Below are 21,602 nucleotides of genomic sequence, written 5' to 3'. Positions count from 1 at the left end.
GACCGTCGTGGCCCGGCCGTCCCGCCCACCGCCGCGCGGTGGACGGGACGGCCCGGTCACCGTCTCGCACTATTCCGGATCCGCGACCGCGACCAGCGCGGGGCGCAGCAGCCGCTCACCGAGCTGGTAGCCGCGCCGCATGACCTGCACGCAGGTCGGCTCGCTGACCTCGGCCGAGGTCTGGTGCGCGACGGCCTCGTGCCGGGTCGGGTCGAACGGGTCGCCCTGCTCGCCGAAGGCGGTCAGGCCGAACTTGCCCAGCGCGCCGGTGAGCTGGTCCGCCACCGTTCCGAACGGTCCGACCAGGTCGCCGTGTTCCCGTGCCCGGTCCAGGTCGTCGAGGATCGGCAGCAGCGCGGCCAGCACCGAACCGGTCGCCTGCTCCTGCACCAAAGCACGGTCGCGGTCGACCCGCTTGCGGTAGTTGGCGTACTCCGCCGACACCCGCTGCAGATCCCTGGTCCGCTCGTCCAGCTCGGCCCGGAGCGCCTCCAGCTCGGCGCCGAGCGAGGTGCCCGTGCCGCCGCCGTCGACCGGCTGCGCCGGGGCGTCCACCACCGGCGGACCGGAGGATTCCGGCCCGTCGGTGGCGTTGACCTCGACCTCGATCTCGTCGACCACGACCTCGGCGTCCTCGACCAGACCCTCGGCCGGTGCGCCGGTCTCCGCGTCGGCGGCGGTGCCCTCCGGCTCCGTCGCGTCACTGAGCTTGCGGTTGTTGCGGATGACGACCCGCTCCTCGGCGTCGGTGCTCGACTCCGTGGGCGCGGAGCCACCCGGCGTCGACCCGGTGTCGTCCGAGTCGGCGGCTCGTGGCTTCTGCGTCATGCGGCTACCTCATCCCTTCGCCGTGGATACGTGTCGGAGGTGAGCAGTCACTTCTTGCCGTCCTCGTCCACGATCTCCGCGTCGACCACGTCGTCGGCCCCACCGGTCTGGGTGCCGCCCGTGGCGCCGGTCGCGCCGGTCGCACCCGGGCCGGCCTCGCCGCCGGGCTGGCCCTGCTCGGCCTGCTGGGCGTAGAGAAGCGAACCCGCCTGCTGGGAGACCTGCGCCAGCTTCTCGTGCGCCGACTTGATCTTCTCGATGTCCTGGCCACCCAGGGCACCCCGCAGCTCGCCGAGCGCCTCGTTGAGCTGCTCCCGGTTCTCACTGGGCAGCTTGTCGCCGCTCTCGGCGAGGAACTTCTCGGTCTGCCACTGCAGCGCCTCGGCCACGTTGCGGGTCTCGGCGTCGTCGCGGCGACGCTTGTCCTCCTCCGCGTGCTCCTCGGCGTCCCGGCGCATGCGCTCGATGTCGTCCTTCGGCAGCGAGGAGCCGCCGGTGATCGTCATCTTCTGTTCCTTGCCGGTGCCCAGGTCCTTGGCGTGCACGTTCACGATGCCGTTGGCGTCGATGTCGAAGGCGACCTCGATCTGCGGCACGCCGCGCGGCGCCGGCGGGAGGCCGGTCAGCTCGAAGGTGCCGAGCTTCTTGTTGTAGGCCGCGATCTCCCGCTCGCCCTGGAACACCTGAATCAGCACCGACGGCTGGTTGTCGTCGGCGGTGGTGAACACCTCGGAGCGCTTGGTCGGGATGGTGGTGTTGCGCTCGATGAGCTTGGTGAAGATGCCGCCCTTGGTCTCGATGCCCAGGCTCAGCGGGGTCACGTCGAGCAGCAGGACGTCCTTGACCTCGCCCTTGAGCACACCGGCCTGGAGGGCGGCGCCGACGGCGACGACCTCGTCCGGGTTGACGCCCTTGTTGGGGTCGCGGCCGGTGAGCTGCTTGACCAGGTCGGTCACGGCGGGCATACGCGTCGAGCCACCGACGAGGATGACGTGCTCGACGTCGGAGATCTTGATCCCGGCGTCCTTCACGGCCTGCTCGAACGGGCCCTTGCAGCGGTCCAGCAGATCCTGCGTCATCCGCTGGAACTCGGCGCGGCTGAGCGTCACGTCGAGGTGCAGCGGGCCGGCGGAGCCGGCGGTGATGTACGGCAGGTTGATGTTGGTGGTGGTGGCGGCAGACAGCTCGATCTTGGCCTTCTCGGCGGCCTCACGGAGGCGCTGGAGGGCCATCTTGTCCTGACCGAGGTCGATGCCGTGCTCACCACGGAACGTCTTGACCAGGTGGTCGATGATGCGCTGGTCCCAGTCGTCGCCACCGAGGTGGTTGTCACCGCTTGTCGACTTGACCTCGATCACACCCTCGGCCAGCTCCAGCAGCGACACGTCGAAGGTGCCGCCACCGAGGTCGAAGACCAGGACGGTCTGCTCCTTGGAGCCCTTGTCCAGCCCGTACGCCAGGGCGGCCGCGGTCGGCTCGTTGACGATCCGCAGCACGTTGAAGCCGGCGATCTCACCGGCCTCCTTGGTGGCCTGGCGCTGGCTGTCGTTGAAGTAGGCCGGGACGGTGATCACCGCGTCGGTGATCTGCTCGCCCAGGTACGCCTCGGCGTCCCGCTTGAGCTTCATCAGGGTCCGGGCCGAGATCTCCTGCGGGGTGTACTTCTTGCCGTCGATGTCGACGGACCAGTTCGTGCCGACCTCACGCTTGACCGAACGGATCGTCCGGTCCGGGTTGGTCACCGCCTGGCGCTTCGCGACCTCACCGACGAGCACCTCGCCGTTACGGGCGAACGCGACGATCGACGGGGTCGTCCGCGAGCCCTCAGCGTTGGCGATGACGGTGGGCTCACCGCCCTCGAGAACGCTGACGCAGGAGTTCGTCGTGCCGAGGTCGATACCGACCGCACGTGCCATCTTCGCTTCCTCGCTTCGTAAGGTTGTGCAGGTGACGGGCACCGCCCGCGACTGCTCGGCGGGCGCCGCCCGCAGCGGGCCCCACCACAAGTTGAGTGAACTTGACTCAATAGTGCCACGCGTCAGCCAATCGTCAAGTCGGGTTGAGCCGACCCGACGCAACCCAGACGTTATTACCGTCCGGTTGTCTTCCCTTGCATCGGTCGGGCACGCTTTAGCGGTGACGACGCACGGCGATTCCGCCACCCGTTCCGGCGCGCCCGCCGTCGCCGCCCGCACCGTCCCTCCGGACGCCGCGGAGGAGCCCTCCGTCACCAGCGCGGACGACAGCCTCCCCGGCGCGCTGTCGGGCCTGAGGGCCGCGATCGGCGCGACCCGCTATCCGCTCGCCCTGCCCTCCGCCAGCTCGGCCCGGCAGGCCGCCAGCGCGCTCACCGACCAACTCGACGACTACCTGCTGCCCCGGCTGGCCCGGCTGGACGCCCCGCTGCTCGTGGTCGTCGGCGGCTCCACCGGCGCGGGCAAGTCGACCCTGGTCAACAGCCTGGTCAAGGCCCGGGTCAGCGCCGCCGGGGTGCTGCGACCCACCACCCGCTCCCCGGTGCTGGTGTGCAATCCGGCCGACGCGACCTGGTTTCGGCAGGGCGACCTGCTGCCCGGTTTGACGCGTACGACCGAGCCGAGCGACGACCCACGCTCCCTGCACCTGGTGACCGCTCCGGCCCTCCCCGCAGGCCTCGCGTTCCTCGACGCTCCGGACATCGACTCGGTGGTCGACGCCAACCGCGCGCTCGCGAGCCAACTGCTCGCCGCCGCCGACCTCTGGCTCTTCGTCACCACCGCCGCCCGGTACGCCGACGCGGTGCCGTGGGAGCTGCTCCGCAGCGCACGGGCCCGTGGCGCCGTGATCGCCATGGTGCTCGACCGCGTACCCGCCGAGGCCAGCGACGAGATCGCCGCGCACCTGGCCGAGATGCTCGCCGCCCAGGACCTGGACCGCGCGCCGCTGTTCGTCCTGCCGGAGACCTGGGTCGACGGTCAGGGGCTGCTGCCCGAGGGCGTCACAGCGCCGCTGGCCGAGTGGTTCGCCCGACTGGCCGCCGACGCCGACGCCCGCGCCGCGGTGGTCCGGCAGACGCTGGACGGCGCGCTGGCCGCCCTGCACCCCGCCGTCGAGGAGCTGGCCGACGCCGCCGACGAGCAGGTCACCGCCGCCGACGCGCTGGACGAGAGGGTACGGGCGGCGTACCGCGCCGCCGAGCGGACCGTCGACCAGGGCCTGCGGGACGGCCGGCTGCTCCGCGGCGAGGTGCTGGCCCGCTGGCAGGAGTTCGTCGGCACCGGCGAGTTCTTCCGCACGTTGGAGGCCCGCATCGGGCGTCTGCGGGACCGGATGGTGGCCGCCGTCACGGGCCGGCCCGCGCCCTCCGCCGAGCTGCGCAACGCCATCGAGTCGCAGCTCGTCACCCTGCTGCGCGGCGTCGCCTCCGAGGCCGCCGAATCCGCGTACACCGGGTGGAAGGCGCACCCGGCCGGCGCGGAACTCCTCGATCCGGCGCTCGCCTACCCGAGCGGCGACCTGCCCGAACGCGCCGAGCGGATGGTCCGGGACTGGCAACGCGGCGTGCTGGAGCTGGTCCAGGTCGAGGGCGGCGACAAGCGGTTCGTGGCCCGGACGGCCGCGTACGCGGTGAACGCCACCGGGCTGGCCGTGATGATCGCCGTGTTCGCCTCGACCGCGTTCATCCCGACCGGGTTGGAGGTGGCCACCGGGGCCGGCACGACGGTCGCGGCGCAGGCCGTACTCCAGGCGATCTTCGGCGACCAGGCGGTGCGTACCCTCGCCGCCAAGGCCCGGGTCGACCTCCTGGCGCGGGTGCGGACGCTGCTGGACGCGGAGGCCGACCGCTTCCTCACCCGCACCGCCGACGCCCGGCCCGCCGAGGCGGCCGGCGCGGCGCTGCGCCAGGCTGCCGGACAGGTCGAGCTGGCCCGGCACCGCAGCGGCCTCGCCGACCACGACGGCACCCTGCCGACCGGTGACGAGGAGGGCTCGCGATGAGCAACATCGCCGGCCGGGTACGCGAAGTCTTCCGCGGTGACCACCGGATCGACCCCGACGCGCTGATCGCCCGCCTGGACGCCGTACGCCGTCTGCTGACCGCCGTCGACGGCCTGCTGCCCGACGCCGAACTGGTGCCCGCACACACCCTGGTCGAACGGGCCGGCACCCGGCTCGCGCTGTCGCGTGACCACACCGTCGTCGCCCTCGCCGGCGCGACCGGGAGCGGCAAGTCCAGCCTGTTCAACGCGCTGGCCCAACTGGAACTCTCGCCGGTCGGCGTCCGCCGACCGACCACCGGCGTGACCCACGCGTGCGTGTGGGGGCCGCTGGAGGACGCCAACCGGCTCCTCGACTGGATCGGCGTGCTGCCCCGACACCGCTTCGTCCGCGAGAGCGCGCTCGACGGCGACGACGAGACGCCCCTGCACGGCCTGATCCTGCTCGACCTGCCCGACTTCGACTCGGTGCAGCGGTCCCACCGCCTCGAGGTGGACCGGCTGCTCGGCCTGGTCGACCAGGTGGTCTGGGTGGTCGACCCGCAGAAGTACGCCGACCGGGTCATCCACGACAGCTACCTGCGCGAGTTCCACCGGCACCGGGACGTCACCCTGGTCGTGCTCAACCAGGCCGACCGGCTACCGGCGGCCGAACTGCCCCGCGTCCTGGACGACCTGCGCCGACTGCTCGACTCCGACGGGCTGACCGGCGTACCCCTGCTCGCCACCACCGCCATCGACCCCGCCGGGATGGTCGGTCTGCGCACGGCGCTGGAGCGTACGGTCGCCGAACGGCAGGCCGCCCTGCGTCGACTGGCCGGCGACGTTGACACCGTGGTCGCCGGGCTGGACGAGATGATCGGCTCGACCCGGCCGGGTGGCGGTCCGGACGACGCGACCGTCGCCGGGCTGAACCGGGCGCTCGCCGGCGCCGCCGGAGTGCCGGCGGTGAGCGAGGCGGTGGAGCGGGCGTACCGACATCGGGCCGGCGCGGCCACCGGCTGGCCGGTGGTGCGGGGCTGGCGGCGGCTGCGGCCCGACCCGCTGCGCCGGTTGCACCTGCCCGGCCCGACCGGCGCGGACGCTGACCCGGCCGAGAGCCTGGTGGCGGCGACCTCGGTGCCCGATCCGACGGCGGCCCAGCGGTCGGCGCTCGGTCTGGCGATCCGTGCGGTGGCCGACCGGGCAGGCGGCGACCTGCCCGCCGCCTGGCCGACCGCGGTCACCTCCGCGGCCCGGTCCCGCCTCGACGACCTGCCGGACGCGCTGGACCGCGCGATCGCCGGCACCGACCTCGGCCTCGACCACCAGCCGGTCTGGTGGCGGGTCGTCGGTGGCGTGCAGTGGCTGGTCACCCTGGCCGCCGTGGCCGGTCTGGGCTGGCTGGCGCTCGGCTACGCGCTACGGGCGCTCGGCCTGCCCGCGCTGGACAACCCCATGGTCGGGCAGGTGCCGCTGCCGACCGTGCTGCTGCTCGGCGGCCTGCTGGCCGGGCTGCTGACGGCGGCGCTGACCCGACCGGTCGTGCGCTGGGCCGCCAAGCGGGCGCGGGCCCGCGCCCGGCAGCGGTTGACGGTCCGGGTCTCCGAGGTCGGCGACGAGTACGTGCTCACCCCGGTCCGGACCGTGCTCGCCTCGTACGCGCAGGCGCGCGACGCGCTGCGCGAGGCTGCCCGCCGCTGACGCCTCTGCGTACGCCCCGACCGGCGTAGGGTCGAAGCATGGCCACGCCTCAGACCCCTTACGACGCGGTGCTGCACGCCGCACGCGACGTGACCAAGCTGGAGTCCGCCCTCGACGCCGAGATGCTCGGCAGCGCGCTGCTGGGCAGTGTCTACGCAATCGCGGAGACCGACCGCGACACCGCCGTACGGGAATTCGTCACCGGGTTCCTCGCCGCCACCGCCCGCCGCCGGATCGCGGCGGCGACCACCATCCGCCAGGTCTTCGCCGCGCTCGTTCCGACCGCCGAGGGCGTCGAGCGGGTACGCCCCGGCAGCCAGGCCCCCGCCTGGTCCGGTCAGCTCGGCCGGGTACACCTCACCGGCAGTTGGGCGTACGGCGACGTCTACGGCGACCAGACCTCCTACCTCGCCACCTTCGCCTACGACGACGCGGCCGGCGGCCCGGAGCACGCGCTGGTGGCCCTCGTCGACCACAACATCGGGATCACCAAGGACATCTTCGTCGGCGGGCCCGCCGAACGGATCCTGGACCAGGTCCGGCAGATGTGCGCGGACGACGAGCTGACCTGGTTCCGCACCGAGGACCCGTCCCGACTGCGGGGCGAGGTGGCCCGTCACCTCTCGGTCACCGACGACCTGAGTGAGTTGCCCGGCGAGGGCTCACTCGCCACCGACCGCGCGCTGGTCGGCGCCCGACTGGCCCTACTGCCGATCGCCGCAGTGCCGACCGGTCCGGCCGAGGTCGAGCCGCTGTCCGCCGCCGAGCGCACCGACCTGGTCCGGCGGTTCCTGGCCTCACCGGAAGCCGCCCGGTTCGGGCTCGACACCGTCGACGGCCCCGGCCTGGCGTCGCTGCACTTCTGCCTGAGCCTGCTGCTGGACCACTCGGCGTCCTTCCCCGACTCCGACCCGATGCGGTGGAGCCCGGCGGTGTCCGGTCTCTTCCTGCTCGACTGGGTGCACCGCCGTGCCGTGCTGGACATGGACGACGCTGCGATGCTGCCCAGAGTGCTGCGTGCGTGGGCCCGGTACGCGTCACAGCAGCGCGGACTGCCCGAGGCCGCCGCCGAACGGACCGACGAGGCGATCGAGGAGATGGTGCCGGAGTTCGCCCGGCTCTACTCGACCGGCGAGCGGCGCAGCCCGGCCACGGCGGCCGTCGCGCAACTCATGGCCGACGGCGTGGACCCGGACGACCCGGCCGCGCTCGACGCCTGGATCGAGGCGAACCGGCACCGACTCGCCGACGACGGCGCCTGACGGCATCCGGGCGGGTGGCAGGAGCCGCCCGCCCGGTGCAGTCCGCTCGGTGCGGGCCGCTCAGTGCGGGCCGCCCGATGCGAGCCGCTGGGATCTGGCCCACTCGACGTGGCCCGCCTGCCCGCCCGGCGTGGCGAGGTGGCCCGCTCGACGTGGCCCGCGTGGGCCGGCACAGCGAGGTGGGGCTCGACGGGACGATGCTCGGTGGGTGGGGTTGGGTGTGCTCAGCGCAGGAGGCCGAAGACGACCGCGGCGATCAGCGCGCCGAGCAGACCGCCGGCGAGCACCTGGGCGACGGTGTGGTCCCGTAGGCGTACCCGGGACCAGCCGACCACGCCCAGCAGCGGCGCGGCGACCAGGAATCCGCGTCCGAAGGTCAGCGCCAGGATGACCAGGGTCCCGGCGGAGACCGCCGAGTGGATCGACATCTTCCACCAGTGGCTCACCGACACGGCGACCACCAGTCCGACCAGCCCCGCCACCGCCAGCGCCAGCAACGGCCGCGGCGCGCCGAGGATGACGAGCAGGGCGAGCCCTGCGGTGACCGAGCCGAGACCGACCAGCAGAGGCACGCGGCGCTGCTCCCGGCGGCCGATGTGGTGGTCGGTGAGCCGCCCCCGGCGCACCCCACCGACGATGTAGGCGAACGGGATGCCGGTGACGAAGACCGTCGCGAGCAGGCCCCACACCAGACCCCGCGTACTGCCCCGGCTGCTGTGCCAGCTCACCGTGACGATCAGCAGCGACACCAGCACAGCCGGGGCCGTCAGCTCGGTGACGAGTCGGGCGACCCGTAGCCCCGGACCGGGACGGGCGGCGACCGTGCGGGGTTCCGCACCGCCGCCCACGCCACCCCCCTGCTGTGCGCCACCGCTGACCAGCGCCGTCTCGGCGACGCCTGCCCGTCACCGTACCGCCGGGAAGGCCCTCGAATGCACGGCTCCGCCCACCGACAGACGAACACCAGCCCCCACCCCCACCGACCCCCGCCCCGCCTCGCCCACGCCCACGCTGATCAAGAGCTTTGCGTCACCGCGACCACGCTCCTTGACGCAAAGCTCTTGATCACCGGGTGGCAGCCTCCCCGATCGCGCCGATCTTGCGTTTTCTGTTGTCGTTATGGGACGTATTCAGGCTTATGTCGCCACAGAAAGTGCAAGATCGCGGCGGTTCGCGGGGGCGGGGGCCGTGGTGGGACTGGGCGCGAGGGTTGGTGACGGCGCGAGGGTTGGTGACGGCGCGATGGTGGGGGACGGGTGGGGGGTGGGGGGCGGCGGGGCTGTGCTGGCAGGTGCGGAGAGGGTGCTGGTGGGGACGGGCGTTGCCGGGTCGGTAGTGGGGACGGGCGTCGCCGGGTCGGTTGTGGTGGGGGTGGTCGGGTTCGTCGTGGTGGGGGTGCCGGGGTCGGTTGCGGTGGGTGTCGTCGGGTCGGTCGGCGACGGGCTCGGGTCGGACGTCTCGGTCGGGTCCGGATCGGGTGGCGCGGTCGGCGACGGTACCGGCGAAGGGCTGGAAGGTGGCTCGACCGGTGGGGTGCTGCGGGTGGGCCGGGGTGCTGGCGGCGGCGCGGACACCACCCGGCGCGTGGGTACCCGGTCCTCGACGTTCGGGCCGTACCACGAATCGTCCGGGACACGCCGGGGTGCGCCGGGCAGCCAGTCGGTGGTCGCGGTAGGGCCGGCGCTGGGCGCGTCGGGGGGCGGGAGCGCGGGCGGCGGCGGCTGACTGGTCACCGGCATCGGGATGACCACCGGCCCGACCGACGGGGTCGGGATGAACGGGGTGCTGGTGTCCGGCAACGCGGACGTGCCGGGGGTCGCCGAGCCCGCACTGATCGCCGCGAGCACGGGCATCGACGCGGTGCCGGCCAGCAGCGCGACGGTGAGCAGGTATCCCCGGGAGGGACCACCCCCGCCGGGTGCCCGGTGCGCTCCGATCACCCGGCGGTAGCCGCCCGGGGAACGATGGCGGCCGAGCACGGGTGTGCCGGGCCCGTCACCTGACTCGTCCACCGCACACCCCTTGTCCTCGGCCTCTGCGGTCGCTGTGGGTATCGCGCCGGGCGTCAATCCGGCCAATCACCCGATCGGTGCGATCCTGCGGGAATCAGCCTCGCCCAGTTACCGTCCGTCAGCCAACATCCACCGCGTGTCGACACGCGACACTGACCGAACGGTGACGAATCAGTACCGGAACTCCCGCTGGACGCGTTACGGCACGATGTCGACAAACAGCGGTAAACCGTGGACGGTCGGAATGCGGGGCAGGCGTACTGTGGGCGCGCTCACCTGCTCTGCGAATATGGAACACGACGGCAACGCAGCCGCGACCTCCGCGCACCCCCGCGGCAGCCGCGGCCCGGCGCCGGCGCTCCCGATCCGGGTTCGGCCAGAACCCGGCTCACGCCGCGCGGCAACCCCCACCCGGGCTAGGCGCGGCCGCCAGGAACCGGTCCGGCAGCAGCCGGACAGGCGCACGAGTTGCGTGGCCGGGTGACCCCCCGGTGCCGACGCAGACACGACAGGGAGAGACCGATGGCAAAGGGCGACCCCGGGGGCACCACCCGCAGCAGGCGGGCAGCTCCCCGCTCCAGAAAGGGCGCGGCCGGCAACCCCGAGCTGGTGCAGCTGCTCACCCCCGAAGGCGAGCGGATCGACAGCGCCACCGGGCCGGACGGCACCGAGTACCGCGTCGACTTCTCCGACGAGGAGTACCGCGGGCTCTACCGCGACCTGGTACTGGTCCGCAAGCTGGACGCCGAAGCGACCGCCCTTCAGCGGCAGGGCGAGCTGGGCCTCTGGGCCAGCCTGCTCGGCCAGGAGGCCGCGCAGGTCGGCTCCGGGCGCGCGCTGCGGACCCAGGACATGGCCTTCCCGACGTACCGGGAGCACGGGGTCCTCTACTGCCGGGGCATCGACCCGATCATGCCGCTCGGCCTGTTCCGCGGCGTCGACCAGGGCGGCTGGGACCCGAACGAGTTCAAGTTCAACATGTACACGATCGTCATCGGCGCGCAGACCCTGCACGCGACCGGGTACGCCATGGGCATCACCATGGACGGCAAGGTCGGCACCGACGACGGCGAGGCCGCGATCGCCTACTTCGGCGACGGGGCGACCAGCCAGGGCGACGTCAACGAGGCGTTCGTCTGGGCCAGCGTGTTCAACGCGCCGCTGGTCTTCTTCTGCCAGAACAACCAGTACGCGATCTCCGAGCCGCTGGAGCGGCAGACCCGTGTCCCGCTCTACCAGCGGGCCGCCGGCTTCGGCTTCCCCGGCGTACGGGTGGACGGCAACGACGTGCTGGCGTCGTACGCGGTCACCCGCACGGCGCTGGACAACGCCCGGCACGGGCAGGGCCCGAGCCTCATCGAGGCGTACACCTACCGGATGGGCGCGCACACCACCTCCGACGACCCGACCCGGTACCGGATCGCCAGCGAGGTGGAGTCGTGGCAGGCGAAGGACCCGATCCTGCGGGTCAAGACCTTCCTGGAGAAGCAGCAGATCGCCGACGCGGCCTTCTTCGCCGAGGTCGACGAGCAGGCCCGCCGCGAGGCGGTGCACCTGCGCGAGCGCGTGCTCACCATGCCCGACCCGGAGCCGGTGACGATGTTCGACCACGTCTACCCCAACGGGTCGCCACTGCTCGACGAGCAGCGTGCGCAGTTCAACCGCTACATGGAGTCGTTCGAGGGGAGCGCCCACTGATGGCCACGGAGACGCTCACCCTCGGCAAGGCCCTCAACACCGGCCTGCGCCGCGCCCTGGAGAGCGACCCCAAGGTCGTCATCATGGGCGAGGACGTCGGCAAGCTCGGCGGCGTCTTCCGGATCACCGACGGGCTCCAGAAGGACTTCGGTGACCAGCGGGTGATCGACACCCCGTTGGCCGAGTCCGGCATCATCGGCACCGCCGTCGGCCTGGCCATCCGCGGCTACCGGCCGGTCTGCGAGATCCAGTTCGACGGCTTCGTCTACCCCGCGTACGACCAGATCGTGTCGCAGGTGGCGAAGATGCACTACCGCTCGGGCGGCAAGCTCAGCATCCCGATGGTGATCCGGATTCCGTTCGGCGGTGGCATCGGCGCGGTCGAGCACCATTCCGAGTCGCCGGAGGCGTACTTCGCGCACACCGCCGGCCTGAAGGTGGTGACCTGCGCCAACCCGCAGGACGCGTACGTGATGATCCAGCAGGCCATCGCCTCGGACGACCCGATCGTCTTCCTGGAGCCCAAGCGGCGCTACTGGGAGAAGGGCCAGGTCGACCTGGACGCGTCGCTGTCCGACGCGTACCCCCTGCACTCGGCCCGCGTGGTGCGGCCCGGCACGGACGCGACCCTGCTGGCGTACGGCCCGATGGTGCGCACGTGCCTGGAGGCCGCGACGGCCGCCGCCGAGGACGGCCGGGAGCTGGAGGTCATCGACCTGCGCACCCTCTCCCCGCTGGACCTGGGCGCGGTCTACGACTCGGTGAAGCGCACCGGCCGCGCGGTCGTGGTGCACGAGGCGCCGTCCAACATCGGCCTGGGCGCCGAGCTGGCCGCCCGGATCACCGAGGAGTGCTTCTACTCCCTGGAGTCGCCCGTGCTGCGGGTGACCGGCTTCGACACTCCCTACCCGGCTGCCCGGGTGGAGGAGGAGTACCTGCCCGACCTCGACCGGGTGCTCGACGCCGTCGACCGCACCTTCGGCTGGTGAGCGGAATGTCCCGGATCAAGGAGTTCAACCTGCCCGACCTGGGCGAGGGGCTGACCGAGGGCGAGATCCTGGCCTGGCTCGTGAAGGTGGGCGACACCATCGAGCTCAACCAGCCGATCGTCGAGGTCGAGACGGCCAAGGCGGCGGTGGAGATCCCGGCGAAGTGGGCCGGGCAGGTACAGGCGATCTTCCACCCGGAGGGCACCACGGTCGAGGTCGGCACGCCGATCATCGCGATCGACACCGACCCCGGCGCGGGCCCGCTGGACGGCCCGTCCACCACAGCCACGCCCGCCGGTGACCTGCCCACTCCGTCGGCGGCCTCGCTGGCGGCGGTGGAGGTCGCCCCGGCCGAGGGCATGGTCGAGCCGGGCCTCATCGGCGGTGCCGCCCCGGGCGGTCGCACGGCCGTCCTGGTCGGCTACGGGCCGCGTACGACCAGCGCGAAGCGCCGCCCCCGCAAGGCCGGCGTCCCGACACAAGCCCCGGCCCCGGCCCCCACGTCGGTCGATCACGGAGTTGTGGTGGCCGACAAAGCCGTTGCTACCCCGACAAGCCAGGCACCACGGGTCCATGATCGACGCGATGGGGCGGGTGGCGGCGGGGTTGTGCTGGCCAAGCCGCCGGTGCGCAAGCTCGCCAAGGATCTTGGGGTTGACCTGCGGACGCTCTCCGGGTCGGGGCCGCTGGGCTCGATCACCCGGGAGGACGTACAGCAGGCGGCGAGCGGAACCGTCGCGGTGGCCGAGCCGGTCGCGACCACCTCGACGGCGACGAGCGCCGCGAGCTTCGGCGCGGACCGTGAGCAGCGCATCCCGGTCAAGGGGGTCCGCAAGCTCACCGCCGAGAACATGTCCCGTTCGGCCTTCACCGCCCCGCACGTGACGGAGTTCCTGACCGTCGACGTGACCCGGGCGATGAGGGCGCTGGAGCGTCTGCGCGGCCGGCGCGAGTGGCGCGACGTACGGGTCTCGCCGTTGCTGCTGGTGGCGAAGGCCGTGCTGCTGGCCGTCAAGCGTCACCCCATGGTCAACTCGACCTGGGCGGGTGACGAGATCGTGGTCAAGGAGTACGTCAACCTCGGTATCGCGGCGGCGACCGAGCGCGGCCTGATCGTGCCCAACGTCAAGGACGCCGGCCGGCTCTCGCTGCGCGAGTTGGCGGACGCGCTGAACGACCTGGTGCAGACGGCGAAGTCCGGCCGCACCTCGCCCGCCGACATGTCCGGCGGCACCCTGACCATCACCAACGTCGGGGTGTTCGGCGTGGACACCGGAACGCCGATCCTGCCGCCTGGCGAGTCGGCGATCCTCGCCTTCGGCGCGGTACGGGAGATGCCGTGGGTGCACAAGGGCAAGGTCAAGGTTCGCCAGGTGACCACCCTGGGGCTGAGCTTCGACCACCGGATCATCGACGGTGAGCTGGGCTCGAAGTTCCTGCGCGACATCGGTGACTTCCTCGCCGACCCCGAGGCGGCGCTGCTCGCCTGGACCTGACGGTTCGTAACGCCAGCCACGGCCGGTGTGCCACGGGTTAACGCCCGGCACACCGGCCGTGTCCGTTGGGCGACGAAACCATCGGCAACAAGCCCTGTTGACCTTTGATTGTTAGGCAGGTGTCTCAGCTCACCTAATAATCGATGGAAGTTCGCCGGCTTCTGCGGTTGAATAGATGCATCAGGGGCTGACAACCGAATAGCCAGGGGGACCCACCAATGAGCAGCATGATCGAGCGAATCCGCAACCACCGCGACGCCAACCGCCGCGCCCGTGCCATCGAGCACGCGCTGCGCTCGGCGAACTCGCCGGCCGTTCGCGAGGAGCTTCTCGTCATCGCCCAGCGTCACATGAGCTGACGCTCCACGACATTCCTCACCTCCTCCAGATCGATGGCCCACCCGACTCACCGGGTGGGCCATCGGCATTCCACCCGTGCGTCACGCCGGGACGCCCGCACGTGACACCGGGATTCCGCCCTGCCGCAGCGCCCGGTACGGTGGGCTTCGGTCGCCGCCCGCCGGCACGGCCGACGCCGAGCCGATAGAAGCTGCTCGACACCACCCGGCGACGGGCAGTGACGACCGGTGCTCCTTTGGACGCCCCAAGGGGCCACCGGATACGGTGCGGGGAGCCGGCACGGCGGTACGCCGGTGACGCCGGCAGCCATGCCGAGGAGACCGATCGGCACCGGCGGCCGACATGTGATGGAGGAGGCGCACCCATGACGTCCGAGGGCCCGCACCGTCCCGGCCAGGAGCCGGACGAGGTGTCACCGGGCGCCGGCGGACCGGCGCCGTACGGCGACCGCCCGGCGCAGCCGGACAACGGCAACAACGCCGCCGGCCCCGACCTGGGCTGGGCACCACCCCCGCCGCCCGCGCGACCGAACCCGTCCTGGGCGACCCAGGTGGAGCAGCAGCCGAACCCCGCGTGGGGCGCTGCCGCCGCGCCGCAGCCCGGCGATCCCGCACAGCCCGCCTGGGCCGCCGGAAGCGCTCCGGAACCGACCCCGACCGCCCAGTGGACTCCGCCCCAGCAGGGGTGGACGCCGCCCGAGCAGCAGGCCCCCGCCTGGCCCGCCGAGCAGCAGCCCGACTGGGCGCAGGCCCAACCGGCCGCGCGAGGCGCCGCCCAGGTGCCCCCGGCCACCACCGCCTGGCCCGCCCAGGACGACCCGTCCCGCTCCGGCGGATGGGCGGGCGGGGCAGCCCCGGTCAGCCCGTCCGCCCCGGATTGGCACGCCGAGCCGGCGCAGCCCGCCGGCCGCGCGGGCGTACCCGCCCAGCAGGACGACCCCTCGGGGTCGGGCGGATGGCCCGTCGGCGCCGCCGCCGCCCGCGAGGGCCAGCCCGTGTGGACGCCGACCGAGCAGCCGCCCCAGACCTGGGGCCAACCGGCCGAGCAGGCGTCGCCCGGCTGGGCACCCGCCGAAGCGGCCGGGGCACGCGGCGCGGCCCAGGTCCCGGCCGGTGCCTGGCCCGCGCAGGACGATGCCCCACAGCCCGCGGCCTGGGGTGGCGCGGAGAGCCGTCCGCAGCAGCCGGACTGGGTGCTTCCGTCCCAGGACCAGCCCGTCGAGCGTCCGGAACCGACCGCATGGCCCCAGGCCGAGCAGGCCGGCCCCGCGTCCGCCCGGGCCAGCGTCAGCGTGCCCGGCAGCGACGCGACGCCCGGCTGGGCCGCCGCCGGCCCGGACAACCAGGCGCAGGCCACTCCCGGTGTCGCCCAGGCCGAGCCGTGGGCAGCGGGCGAGGTGTGGGGCCGCGCCGAGGCGGAGGCATCCGCACAGGCCCGCGGCGGCTGGGACGCCGACCGGGGTGACGAGCCGCCGGTCTACCAGCCCGCACCCGCGCCCGGCATCTCACCCGCCAACGCCGTGCCGCTGCCACCGCAGGAGCAGCGCGTACCGGGTGCCAGCCTCGCCGCCGCCCCACCGGCCGACTACGTGCCCTCGACGCCGTTCGCCGCGATCCCCGAGCAGCCGGCGTACCCCGAGCGGGACACCCCGGACGCCGCCGTGCAGCACGACGCCGAGCCGGCCGGCTGGGGCCGGGGCGAGGAGGCCTCGGCGGGTGCCGCCGTGGTGCCCGCACCCCGTACCTCGCCGGAGTCCGGAGCGGGCCGCGCGGTCGTACCGACGTCGGACGCCGAACCGGCCGCGGGCGCGGCGGGCCGTGCCTCCGCGAGCGCCTCGGTGCCGCTGGCCAGCCGGGTGATGCCCCCGACCGACCAGGCGATGCGACCGGCCAGCACGGCCACACCCCAACCGCGGGTGTACGGCCGTCCGGCCCGATCCGAGGACAACGAGCCGGAGCAGGCGGGTCCGGAGGCCTTCCAGCCGAGCCCGGAGCACCCCGGCGCGCCCGACTGGCAGCAGGACCCCGGCCGTCCCGGCGCTCCCGACTGGCAGCAGGCGCCCGAGCGCCCGGCGATGCCCGACTGGCAGCAGGACGCCGGCCGCCCCGCCCTGCCCGACTGGCAGCAGGCGCCCGAGCGCCAGAGCCCGCCGGACTGGCAGAACGGGCCGGAGCGGCAGGCCTTCCCCGGGTGGGGCGAGGAACCGCCGTCCGCGCCGAACGGTTTCGGTGAGCCGCCCGCGGCGGCCGCCGCGCCACCGGCGTTCCCGCCGGGTGTGCCCTCCTTCGTCGACGCGCCGGGCAACAACCGGCCGATGAACGGGGTTCGGCCGCAGTCCGGCGGTGAGCGTCCGGACGACCGCTTCGGACCGGGTGCGCCGGCCGCCGGCGCCGCCACGGTGAACGGCGCTGCGGGCTTCGGTGGACCGGCCGTCGAGCAGGCGCCGGGTGCGCAGTTCCCGGCCTTCCCGCCGCCGCAGCCCACGCCGTCCTGGGGGCAGGAGGCCAGCGAATCGGACCAGGGCCGGTTCGACGCGTTCAAGCCGGACGCGGACGAGCCCAAGGCGGAGCCGCCCACGCCGAAGGTACGCAACGGGCGGGTCCTGGCCGCGGTGTTGATCGCCGCCGTGCTCATCCTGGCGGTGCCGCTCGGTCTGCTGATGCTGCTCGGCAAGTTCGGCGGCGGCAACGACACGCCGGCCTTCGACCCGGCGGTCGGCACCTGCGTCAAGCAGGTCGGCCAGGGCGCCTCGGCCGTGGACTGCACCGAGGCGGGCGCGTTCACGATCGTCTCCAAGGTGGATGCGAAGGACAAGTGCGCCGACCCGGCACAGCCCCACGTGGTGCTGCCCGGCGAGGGCACCAACCGGGTGCTCTGCCTCAAGCCGGCCACCAAGTAGGACCGACGACGGCGGGGTCACGGGTCACCGTGGCCCCGCCGTCGCACGTCCGGGGCCCGGCGCACGGTCTCGTCGGCCGCCTGTCGTCCGGGTCATGGCGGCCGGAGCTGCCGGGCGTGGCAGGCTGGCAGGCATGGGAACGACAGCGCGCGTACGGGCACCTGAGCTTCGGGGCCGGCAGTGGCTCAACACCGGCGGCAGGGACCTGACCCTCCAGGATCTGCGTGGCAAGATCGTTCTTGCCGATTTCTGGACCTTCTGCTGCATCAACTGCCTGCACGTGCTCGACGAGCTTCGCCCGCTGGAGGAGAAGTACGGCGACGTGCTCGTCGTGATCGGCGTGCACTCGCCGAAGTTCGAGCACGAGAAGGATGCCGACGCGCTGGTCGCCGCCGTCGAGCGGTACGGGGTGCATCACCCCGTACTCGACGATCCCGAGCTGGACATGTGGCAGCAGTACGCGGCCCGCGCCTGGCCGACCCTGTCGGTGATCGACCCCGAGGGGTACGTGGTGGCCACCATGGCCGGCGAGGGTCACGCCGAAGGGCTGGCCCGGCTCATCGACGAACTGATCGCCACCCACGAGGCGAAGGGCACCCTGCACCGGGGCGACGGGCCGTACGTCCCGCCGCCGCCGCCGGAGACGGCGCTGCGCTTCCCGGGCAAGGCGGTGCTGCTGCCGGACGGCAACCTGCTGGTCTCCGACTCGGCGCGGCACTCGCTGGTCGAGGTGGCCCCGGACGGCGAGACGCCGGTACGCCGGATCGGCTCGGGCGAGCGGGGCCGGGCGGACGGGCCGGCCGGCTCGGCGACCTTCTCGGAGCCGCAGGGCCTGTGCCTGCTGCCCACGCACGTCGCCGAGGTGGCCGGTTACGACTTGGTGGTCGCCGACACCGTCAACCACCTCCTGCGTGGCGTACGGCTGGAGTCCGGCGAGGTGGTCACCGTCGCCGGCAGCGGGCGGCAGTGGCGTGCCTCCGTCGACGACCACGCGCACGACGCGCTCTCGGTGGACCTGTCCTCACCGTGGGACCTGGCCTGGTACGACGACAAGCTGATCGTCGCCATGGCGGGTATCCACCAGCTCTGGTGGTTCGACCCGATCAAGCGGACCGCCGGCATGTACGCGGGCACCACCGTCGAGGCGCTGCGCGACGGGCCGCTGGCCGAGGCGTGGATGGCGCAGCCGTCGGGCCTGTCCGTGTCGGCCGACGGCACCCGGCTCTGGGTGGCCGACAGCGAGACCAGCGCGGTCCGGTTCGTCGAGAACGGCGTGCTGGGCACCGCCGTCGGCCAGGGTCTGTTCGACTTCGGGCACGTGGACGGGCCGGCCGAGTCGGCGCTGCTCCAACACCCGCTGGGCGTGTGTGCGCTACCGGACGGCTCGGTACTGATCGCGGACACCTACAACGGCGCGGTGCGCCGCTTCGACCCGGCCAGCAACCAGGTCTCCACCGTGGCGGACGGGCTGGCCGAGCCGAGCGACCTGGTGCTCACCCCGTCCGGGGAGGTTCTGGTGGTGGAATCCGCCGCGCACCGGCTGACCCGGCTCGCTCCGGGCGCCCTGTCGGCGGCGGGCGCGAGCACGGTGGACGGCCCCCGGCACCGCACCGAGCGCAAGCCGACCGACGTGGCGGCCGGTGAGGTCACCCTGGACATCGTCTTCACCCCGGCTCCGGGCCAGAAGCTGGACGAGACGTACGGACCGTCCACCCGCCTGGTCGTCTCGGCGTCCCCGCCGGAGCTGCTGATCGACGGCGGCGGTACGGGCACCGAGCTGTCCCGCCGACTGGTGCTCAACGGCGACGTGACCGGCGGGGTGCTCCAGGTGACCGCGCAGGCGGCGACCTGCGACGCCGACGTCGAGCACGCGGCCTGCCATCTGACCCGGCAGGACTGGGGGGTCCCGGTACGCGTGGTCGACGGCGCCGCGACCCGGCTGCCCCTGGTGCTGCGCGGCCTCGACGCCTGAGGCCCCTTGTTGTGCAGAATCCGGCAACAAGTCACGCGAACGGGGTGAGTCGGACTCCGGCGTCGATCAGGCTGGCGCGGACCAGCTCGGTGGCGGACACCGCTCCCGGAGTGTCGCCGTGGACGCAGATCGACTCGACCGGGCAGGGAATCACGGTGCCGTCCACGGCCACGACGGTCCGTTCGGTGGCCATCCGTACCGCCCGGGTGGCCACCTCCTCCGGGTCGCTGATCAGCGCGCCGGGCGTGCCGCGCGGCACCAGCGAACCGTTGGGCAGGTAGCCGCGGTCGGCGAAGGCTTCGGCGACCACCGGCAGGCCCGCGCCGACGGCGAGTTGGGCGAGCGTGGAGCCGGGCAGACAGAGCACCGGCAGGTCGGGGTTGTGATCGCTGACGGCGGCGACCACGGCCGCCGCCTGGGACTCGTCGGTGGTCGCGGCGTGGTACAGCGCGCCGTGCGGCTTGAGGTAGCGCACCCGGGTGCGAAAGATCCGGCAGAACGCGTCCAGGGCCCCCAACTGGTAGGTGATCTCGTCGCGCAGCTCGGCGAAGTCGTACGCGATGCGCCGCCGGCCGAAGCCGGCCAGGTCGCGGTAGCCGACCTGCGCGCCCACCGCGACCCCGTGCCGTACCGCGCCCTCGCAGACCCGCCGCATCGTGGACGGGTCACCGCCGTGGAAGCCGCAGGCCACGTTGGCGCTGGTCACCAGGGCGAGCAGCGCGTCGTCGTCGCCGAGCCGCCAGATGCCGAATCCTTCGCCCAGGTCAGCGTTGAGGTCCATGAAACCTGACGGTAGTACCTGGTCGGGCCTGCGCGAGCGGGGTCACGTCGGTGACCACCCCGATGACCGGGTAACCGCCGGTGGTCGGGTGGTCGGCGAGGAAGATCAGGGGTTGGCCGTCCGCCGGCACCTGCACCGCGCCGAGCACGATGCCCTCGCTGGGCAGTTCGCCGGCCACCGCGCGGGGCAAGGGCGCGCCGGCGAGCCGCGCGCCGACCCGGTTGCTGACCGGGCTCACGGTGTACGCGCTGCCGAACAGCCGGTCGAGCGCGATCGGGGTGAACCAGTCGTCACGGGGACCGAGGCGTACGCCCAGGCGCAGTTCCGGCGCGGGGGTCACGCCGATGGTCACGTCCACCGGTGCAGGGTGACCGGTCGGCACGCCGAGCGGCAGCCGGTCGCCGTCGCGCAGTGGGGCCGGGCCGAGCCCGGCGAGGGTGTCGGTGGAGCGGCTGCCCAGCACCGGCGGCACGTCGATGCCCCCGGCCACGGCCAGCCAGCTCCGGACGCCCTCACGGGCCGGACCGACGCGGAGCACCGTACCGGCGGGCACGCTGAGCGGACGTCCCGTGTCACCCGCCCGGTCCCCGGCCCGAACGGTCACCTGAGCGCCGGTGACGGCCACGGTGGTGGCCCGGGTCAGCCGCAGCGCGCAGCCGGTCAGAGTGATCTCCAGGCCGGCGGCCTCCTCGGCGTTGCCGACCAGCCGGTTGGCGAGCCGCAGGGCGGCCGGGTCGAGAGCGCCGGATCGGGGCACGCCGAGGTGCGCCCAGCCGGGCCGGCCGAGGTCCTGCACGGTGGTGAGCGCCCCGGCGCGCAGCACCTCGATCTCGGCGGGAGCCGTCACGCCGCCACCATCCGCACGCGGGTACCGGGGCCGAGCCGGGCGGGCGGGTCGCTGTCGACGTCGAAGAGGGGCAGGTCGGTCCGGCCGACGAGCAGCCAACCGCCGGGGGACGCGCTGGGGTAGATCCCGGCGTACGGGCCGGCGAGGGCGACCGAGCCGGCCGGTACCCGTGGGCGTGGAGTGGGCAGCCGGGGCAACGCCAGCTCGGCGGGCAGCCCGGTCAGGTAGGGAAAACCAGGGGCGAAACCGCAGAAGGCGACTCGGAACGGAGTGCCGACAAGGCGACGCCGCACCTCCGGCACGTCAACACCCCACCGCTCGGCCACAACCCCCAGATCCGGCCCGTCGAACAGAACCTCCACGAGAACCTCCGCGCCCACCCCCTGCGTCGATCTTGCAGTTTCTGTTGTCGATATGACGTGATCAGCACATTTTGTCGCAACAGAAACTGCAAGATCGGCGGGGTGGGAGGGGGTCGGGGACGGGGTTGGGGTTGGGGTGGGGGTTGGGGTTGGGGTGGTGACCGCGGGTGCCCAGTGGGAGAGCAGGGTGGCGGTGGCGGCGGGGTTTGGTAGGCCGTCCAGCAGGACGGTGTTGGCCGCTGGGACGATCTCCAGCGCGGTCAGGTCTCCGCGTTCGCGGCGCTGCCACAACTCGGCCCGCCAGGCCTCGACGAGTTCCGACGCGCCCAGGCCGGTGGAGCCACCGCACTCGATCAGAAGGGCGTGCGCCCCAACGGGCCGAATCCGCATCGCCCCATCTTCACCGACGAAAGTCGCTTCCATCCCTCGCGATCTT

Annotated in this window: 17 protein-coding genes; 11 read left to right on the top strand and 6 right to left on the bottom strand. The window is 73.2% G+C overall.

Annotation, left to right across the window (positions count from 1 at the left end; all coding sequences use genetic code 11):
• Positions 1-69: 69 nt before the first annotated feature.
• A complete protein-coding gene (gene grpE, locus ACQPZK_RS00620; protein WP_433536416.1) occupies positions 70-828 on the bottom strand; it encodes a nucleotide exchange factor GrpE in 759 nt (252 codons plus the stop codon).
• A gap of 47 nt (positions 829-875) precedes the next feature.
• Positions 876-2,744, bottom strand: coding sequence for a molecular chaperone DnaK (gene dnaK / locus ACQPZK_RS00615; protein ID WP_433536415.1), 1,869 nt, complete (start codon positions 2,742-2,744; stop codon positions 876-878).
• A 220-nt stretch (positions 2,745-2,964) separates the two neighbouring features.
• Here dnaK and ACQPZK_RS00610 point away from each other — a divergent pair, with 220 nt between their 5' ends.
• From ACQPZK_RS00610 to ACQPZK_RS00600, 3 genes are read left to right on the top strand one after another with little or no spacing between them, the layout of a single operon-like run.
• The gene (locus tag ACQPZK_RS00610; protein ID WP_433536414.1) at positions 2,965-4,806 is read left to right on the top strand and encodes an ABC transporter; all 1,842 of its coding nucleotides are present in this window, start codon (positions 2,965-2,967) and stop codon (positions 4,804-4,806) included.
• The gene (locus tag ACQPZK_RS00605) at positions 4,803-6,488 is read left to right on the top strand and encodes a GTPase (RefSeq protein WP_433536413.1); all 1,686 of its coding nucleotides are present in this window, start codon (positions 4,803-4,805) and stop codon (positions 6,486-6,488) included. The genes ACQPZK_RS00610 and ACQPZK_RS00605 overlap by 4 nt, the downstream gene beginning before the upstream one ends.
• Before the next feature lie 38 nt (positions 6,489-6,526).
• Entirely contained in the window at positions 6,527-7,750 is a 1,224-nt protein-coding gene (locus ACQPZK_RS00600; RefSeq protein ID WP_433536412.1) for a hypothetical protein, read from the top strand.
• Positions 7,751-7,974: 224 nt separating this feature from the next.
• Here the strand turns inward: ACQPZK_RS00600 and ACQPZK_RS00595 are convergent, their stop codons facing one another.
• Positions 7,975-8,598 (bottom strand): phosphoesterase PA-phosphatase, encoded by a 624-nt coding sequence (locus ACQPZK_RS00595; protein WP_433536411.1) that lies wholly within the window; start codon positions 8,596-8,598, stop codon positions 7,975-7,977.
• Positions 8,599-9,052: 454 nt separating this feature from the next.
• Here ACQPZK_RS00595 and ACQPZK_RS00590 point away from each other — a divergent pair, with 454 nt between their 5' ends.
• From ACQPZK_RS00590 to ACQPZK_RS00555, 8 genes are all read left to right on the top strand, one after another.
• Positions 9,053-9,475: a hypothetical protein gene (locus ACQPZK_RS00590; protein WP_433536410.1), complete on the top strand. Its 423-nt coding sequence runs from the start codon at positions 9,053-9,055 to the stop codon at positions 9,473-9,475.
• A gap of 18 nt (positions 9,476-9,493) precedes the next feature.
• Complete coding sequence (locus tag ACQPZK_RS00585) at positions 9,494-9,700, top strand: hypothetical protein (RefSeq protein ID WP_433536409.1); 207 nt, start codon at positions 9,494-9,496, stop codon at positions 9,698-9,700.
• Between the two features lie 584 nt (positions 9,701-10,284).
• Positions 10,285-11,460, top strand: coding sequence for a pyruvate dehydrogenase (acetyl-transferring) E1 component subunit alpha (pdhA, locus tag ACQPZK_RS00580; RefSeq protein WP_433536408.1), 1,176 nt, complete (start codon positions 10,285-10,287; stop codon positions 11,458-11,460).
• Positions 11,460-12,449, top strand: coding sequence for an alpha-ketoacid dehydrogenase subunit beta (locus tag ACQPZK_RS00575; RefSeq protein ID WP_433536407.1), 990 nt, complete (start codon positions 11,460-11,462; stop codon positions 12,447-12,449). Before pdhA ends, ACQPZK_RS00575 begins: the two co-directional genes overlap by 1 nt.
• Positions 12,450-12,454: 5 nt before the next feature.
• Positions 12,455-13,945, top strand: coding sequence for a dihydrolipoamide acetyltransferase family protein (locus ACQPZK_RS00570; protein ID WP_433539068.1), 1,491 nt, complete (start codon positions 12,455-12,457; stop codon positions 13,943-13,945).
• A 218-nt stretch (positions 13,946-14,163) separates the two neighbouring features.
• Complete coding sequence (locus tag ACQPZK_RS00565) at positions 14,164-14,304, top strand: hypothetical protein (RefSeq protein WP_357129538.1); 141 nt, start codon at positions 14,164-14,166, stop codon at positions 14,302-14,304.
• Positions 14,305-14,669: 365 nt separating this feature from the next.
• Entirely contained in the window at positions 14,670-17,204 is a 2,535-nt protein-coding gene (locus ACQPZK_RS00560) for an LppU/SCO3897 family protein (RefSeq protein WP_433536406.1), read from the top strand.
• A 133-nt stretch (positions 17,205-17,337) separates the two neighbouring features.
• Positions 17,338-19,176, top strand: a complete 1,839-nt coding sequence (locus ACQPZK_RS00555) for an NHL domain-containing thioredoxin family protein (protein ID WP_433536405.1) — start codon at positions 17,338-17,340, stop codon at positions 19,174-19,176.
• A gap of 31 nt (positions 19,177-19,207) precedes the next feature.
• Here the strand turns inward: ACQPZK_RS00555 and ACQPZK_RS00550 are convergent, their stop codons facing one another.
• Genes ACQPZK_RS00550 through ACQPZK_RS00540 form a run of 3 tightly spaced genes read right to left on the bottom strand, consistent with a single transcriptional unit; the run spans position 19,208 to position 21,556 of the window.
• Positions 19,208-19,957 carry a LamB/YcsF family protein gene (locus ACQPZK_RS00550; RefSeq protein WP_433536404.1) on the bottom strand — a complete coding sequence of 250 codons (750 nt, stop codon included), beginning with the start codon at positions 19,955-19,957 and terminating at the stop codon, positions 19,208-19,210.
• Positions 19,941-20,804 carry a biotin-dependent carboxyltransferase family protein gene (locus ACQPZK_RS00545; protein ID WP_433536403.1) on the bottom strand — a complete coding sequence of 288 codons (864 nt, stop codon included), beginning with the start codon at positions 20,802-20,804 and terminating at the stop codon, positions 19,941-19,943. Before ACQPZK_RS00545 ends, ACQPZK_RS00550 begins: the two co-directional genes overlap by 17 nt.
• Complete coding sequence (locus tag ACQPZK_RS00540; RefSeq protein WP_433536402.1) at positions 20,801-21,556, bottom strand: 5-oxoprolinase subunit B family protein; 756 nt, start codon at positions 21,554-21,556, stop codon at positions 20,801-20,803. Before ACQPZK_RS00540 ends, ACQPZK_RS00545 begins: the two co-directional genes overlap by 4 nt.
• Between the last annotated feature and the right edge of the window lie 46 nt (positions 21,557-21,602).

Origin of the sequence: Micromonospora sp. CA-249363 (assembly GCF_050950185.1) — a bacterium.
Taxonomy (GTDB): Bacteria; Actinomycetota; Actinomycetes; order Mycobacteriales; family Micromonosporaceae; genus Micromonospora.
Note: the sequence above shows the minus strand (reverse complement) of the source record. Positions and strands in the feature narration are given on the sequence as shown.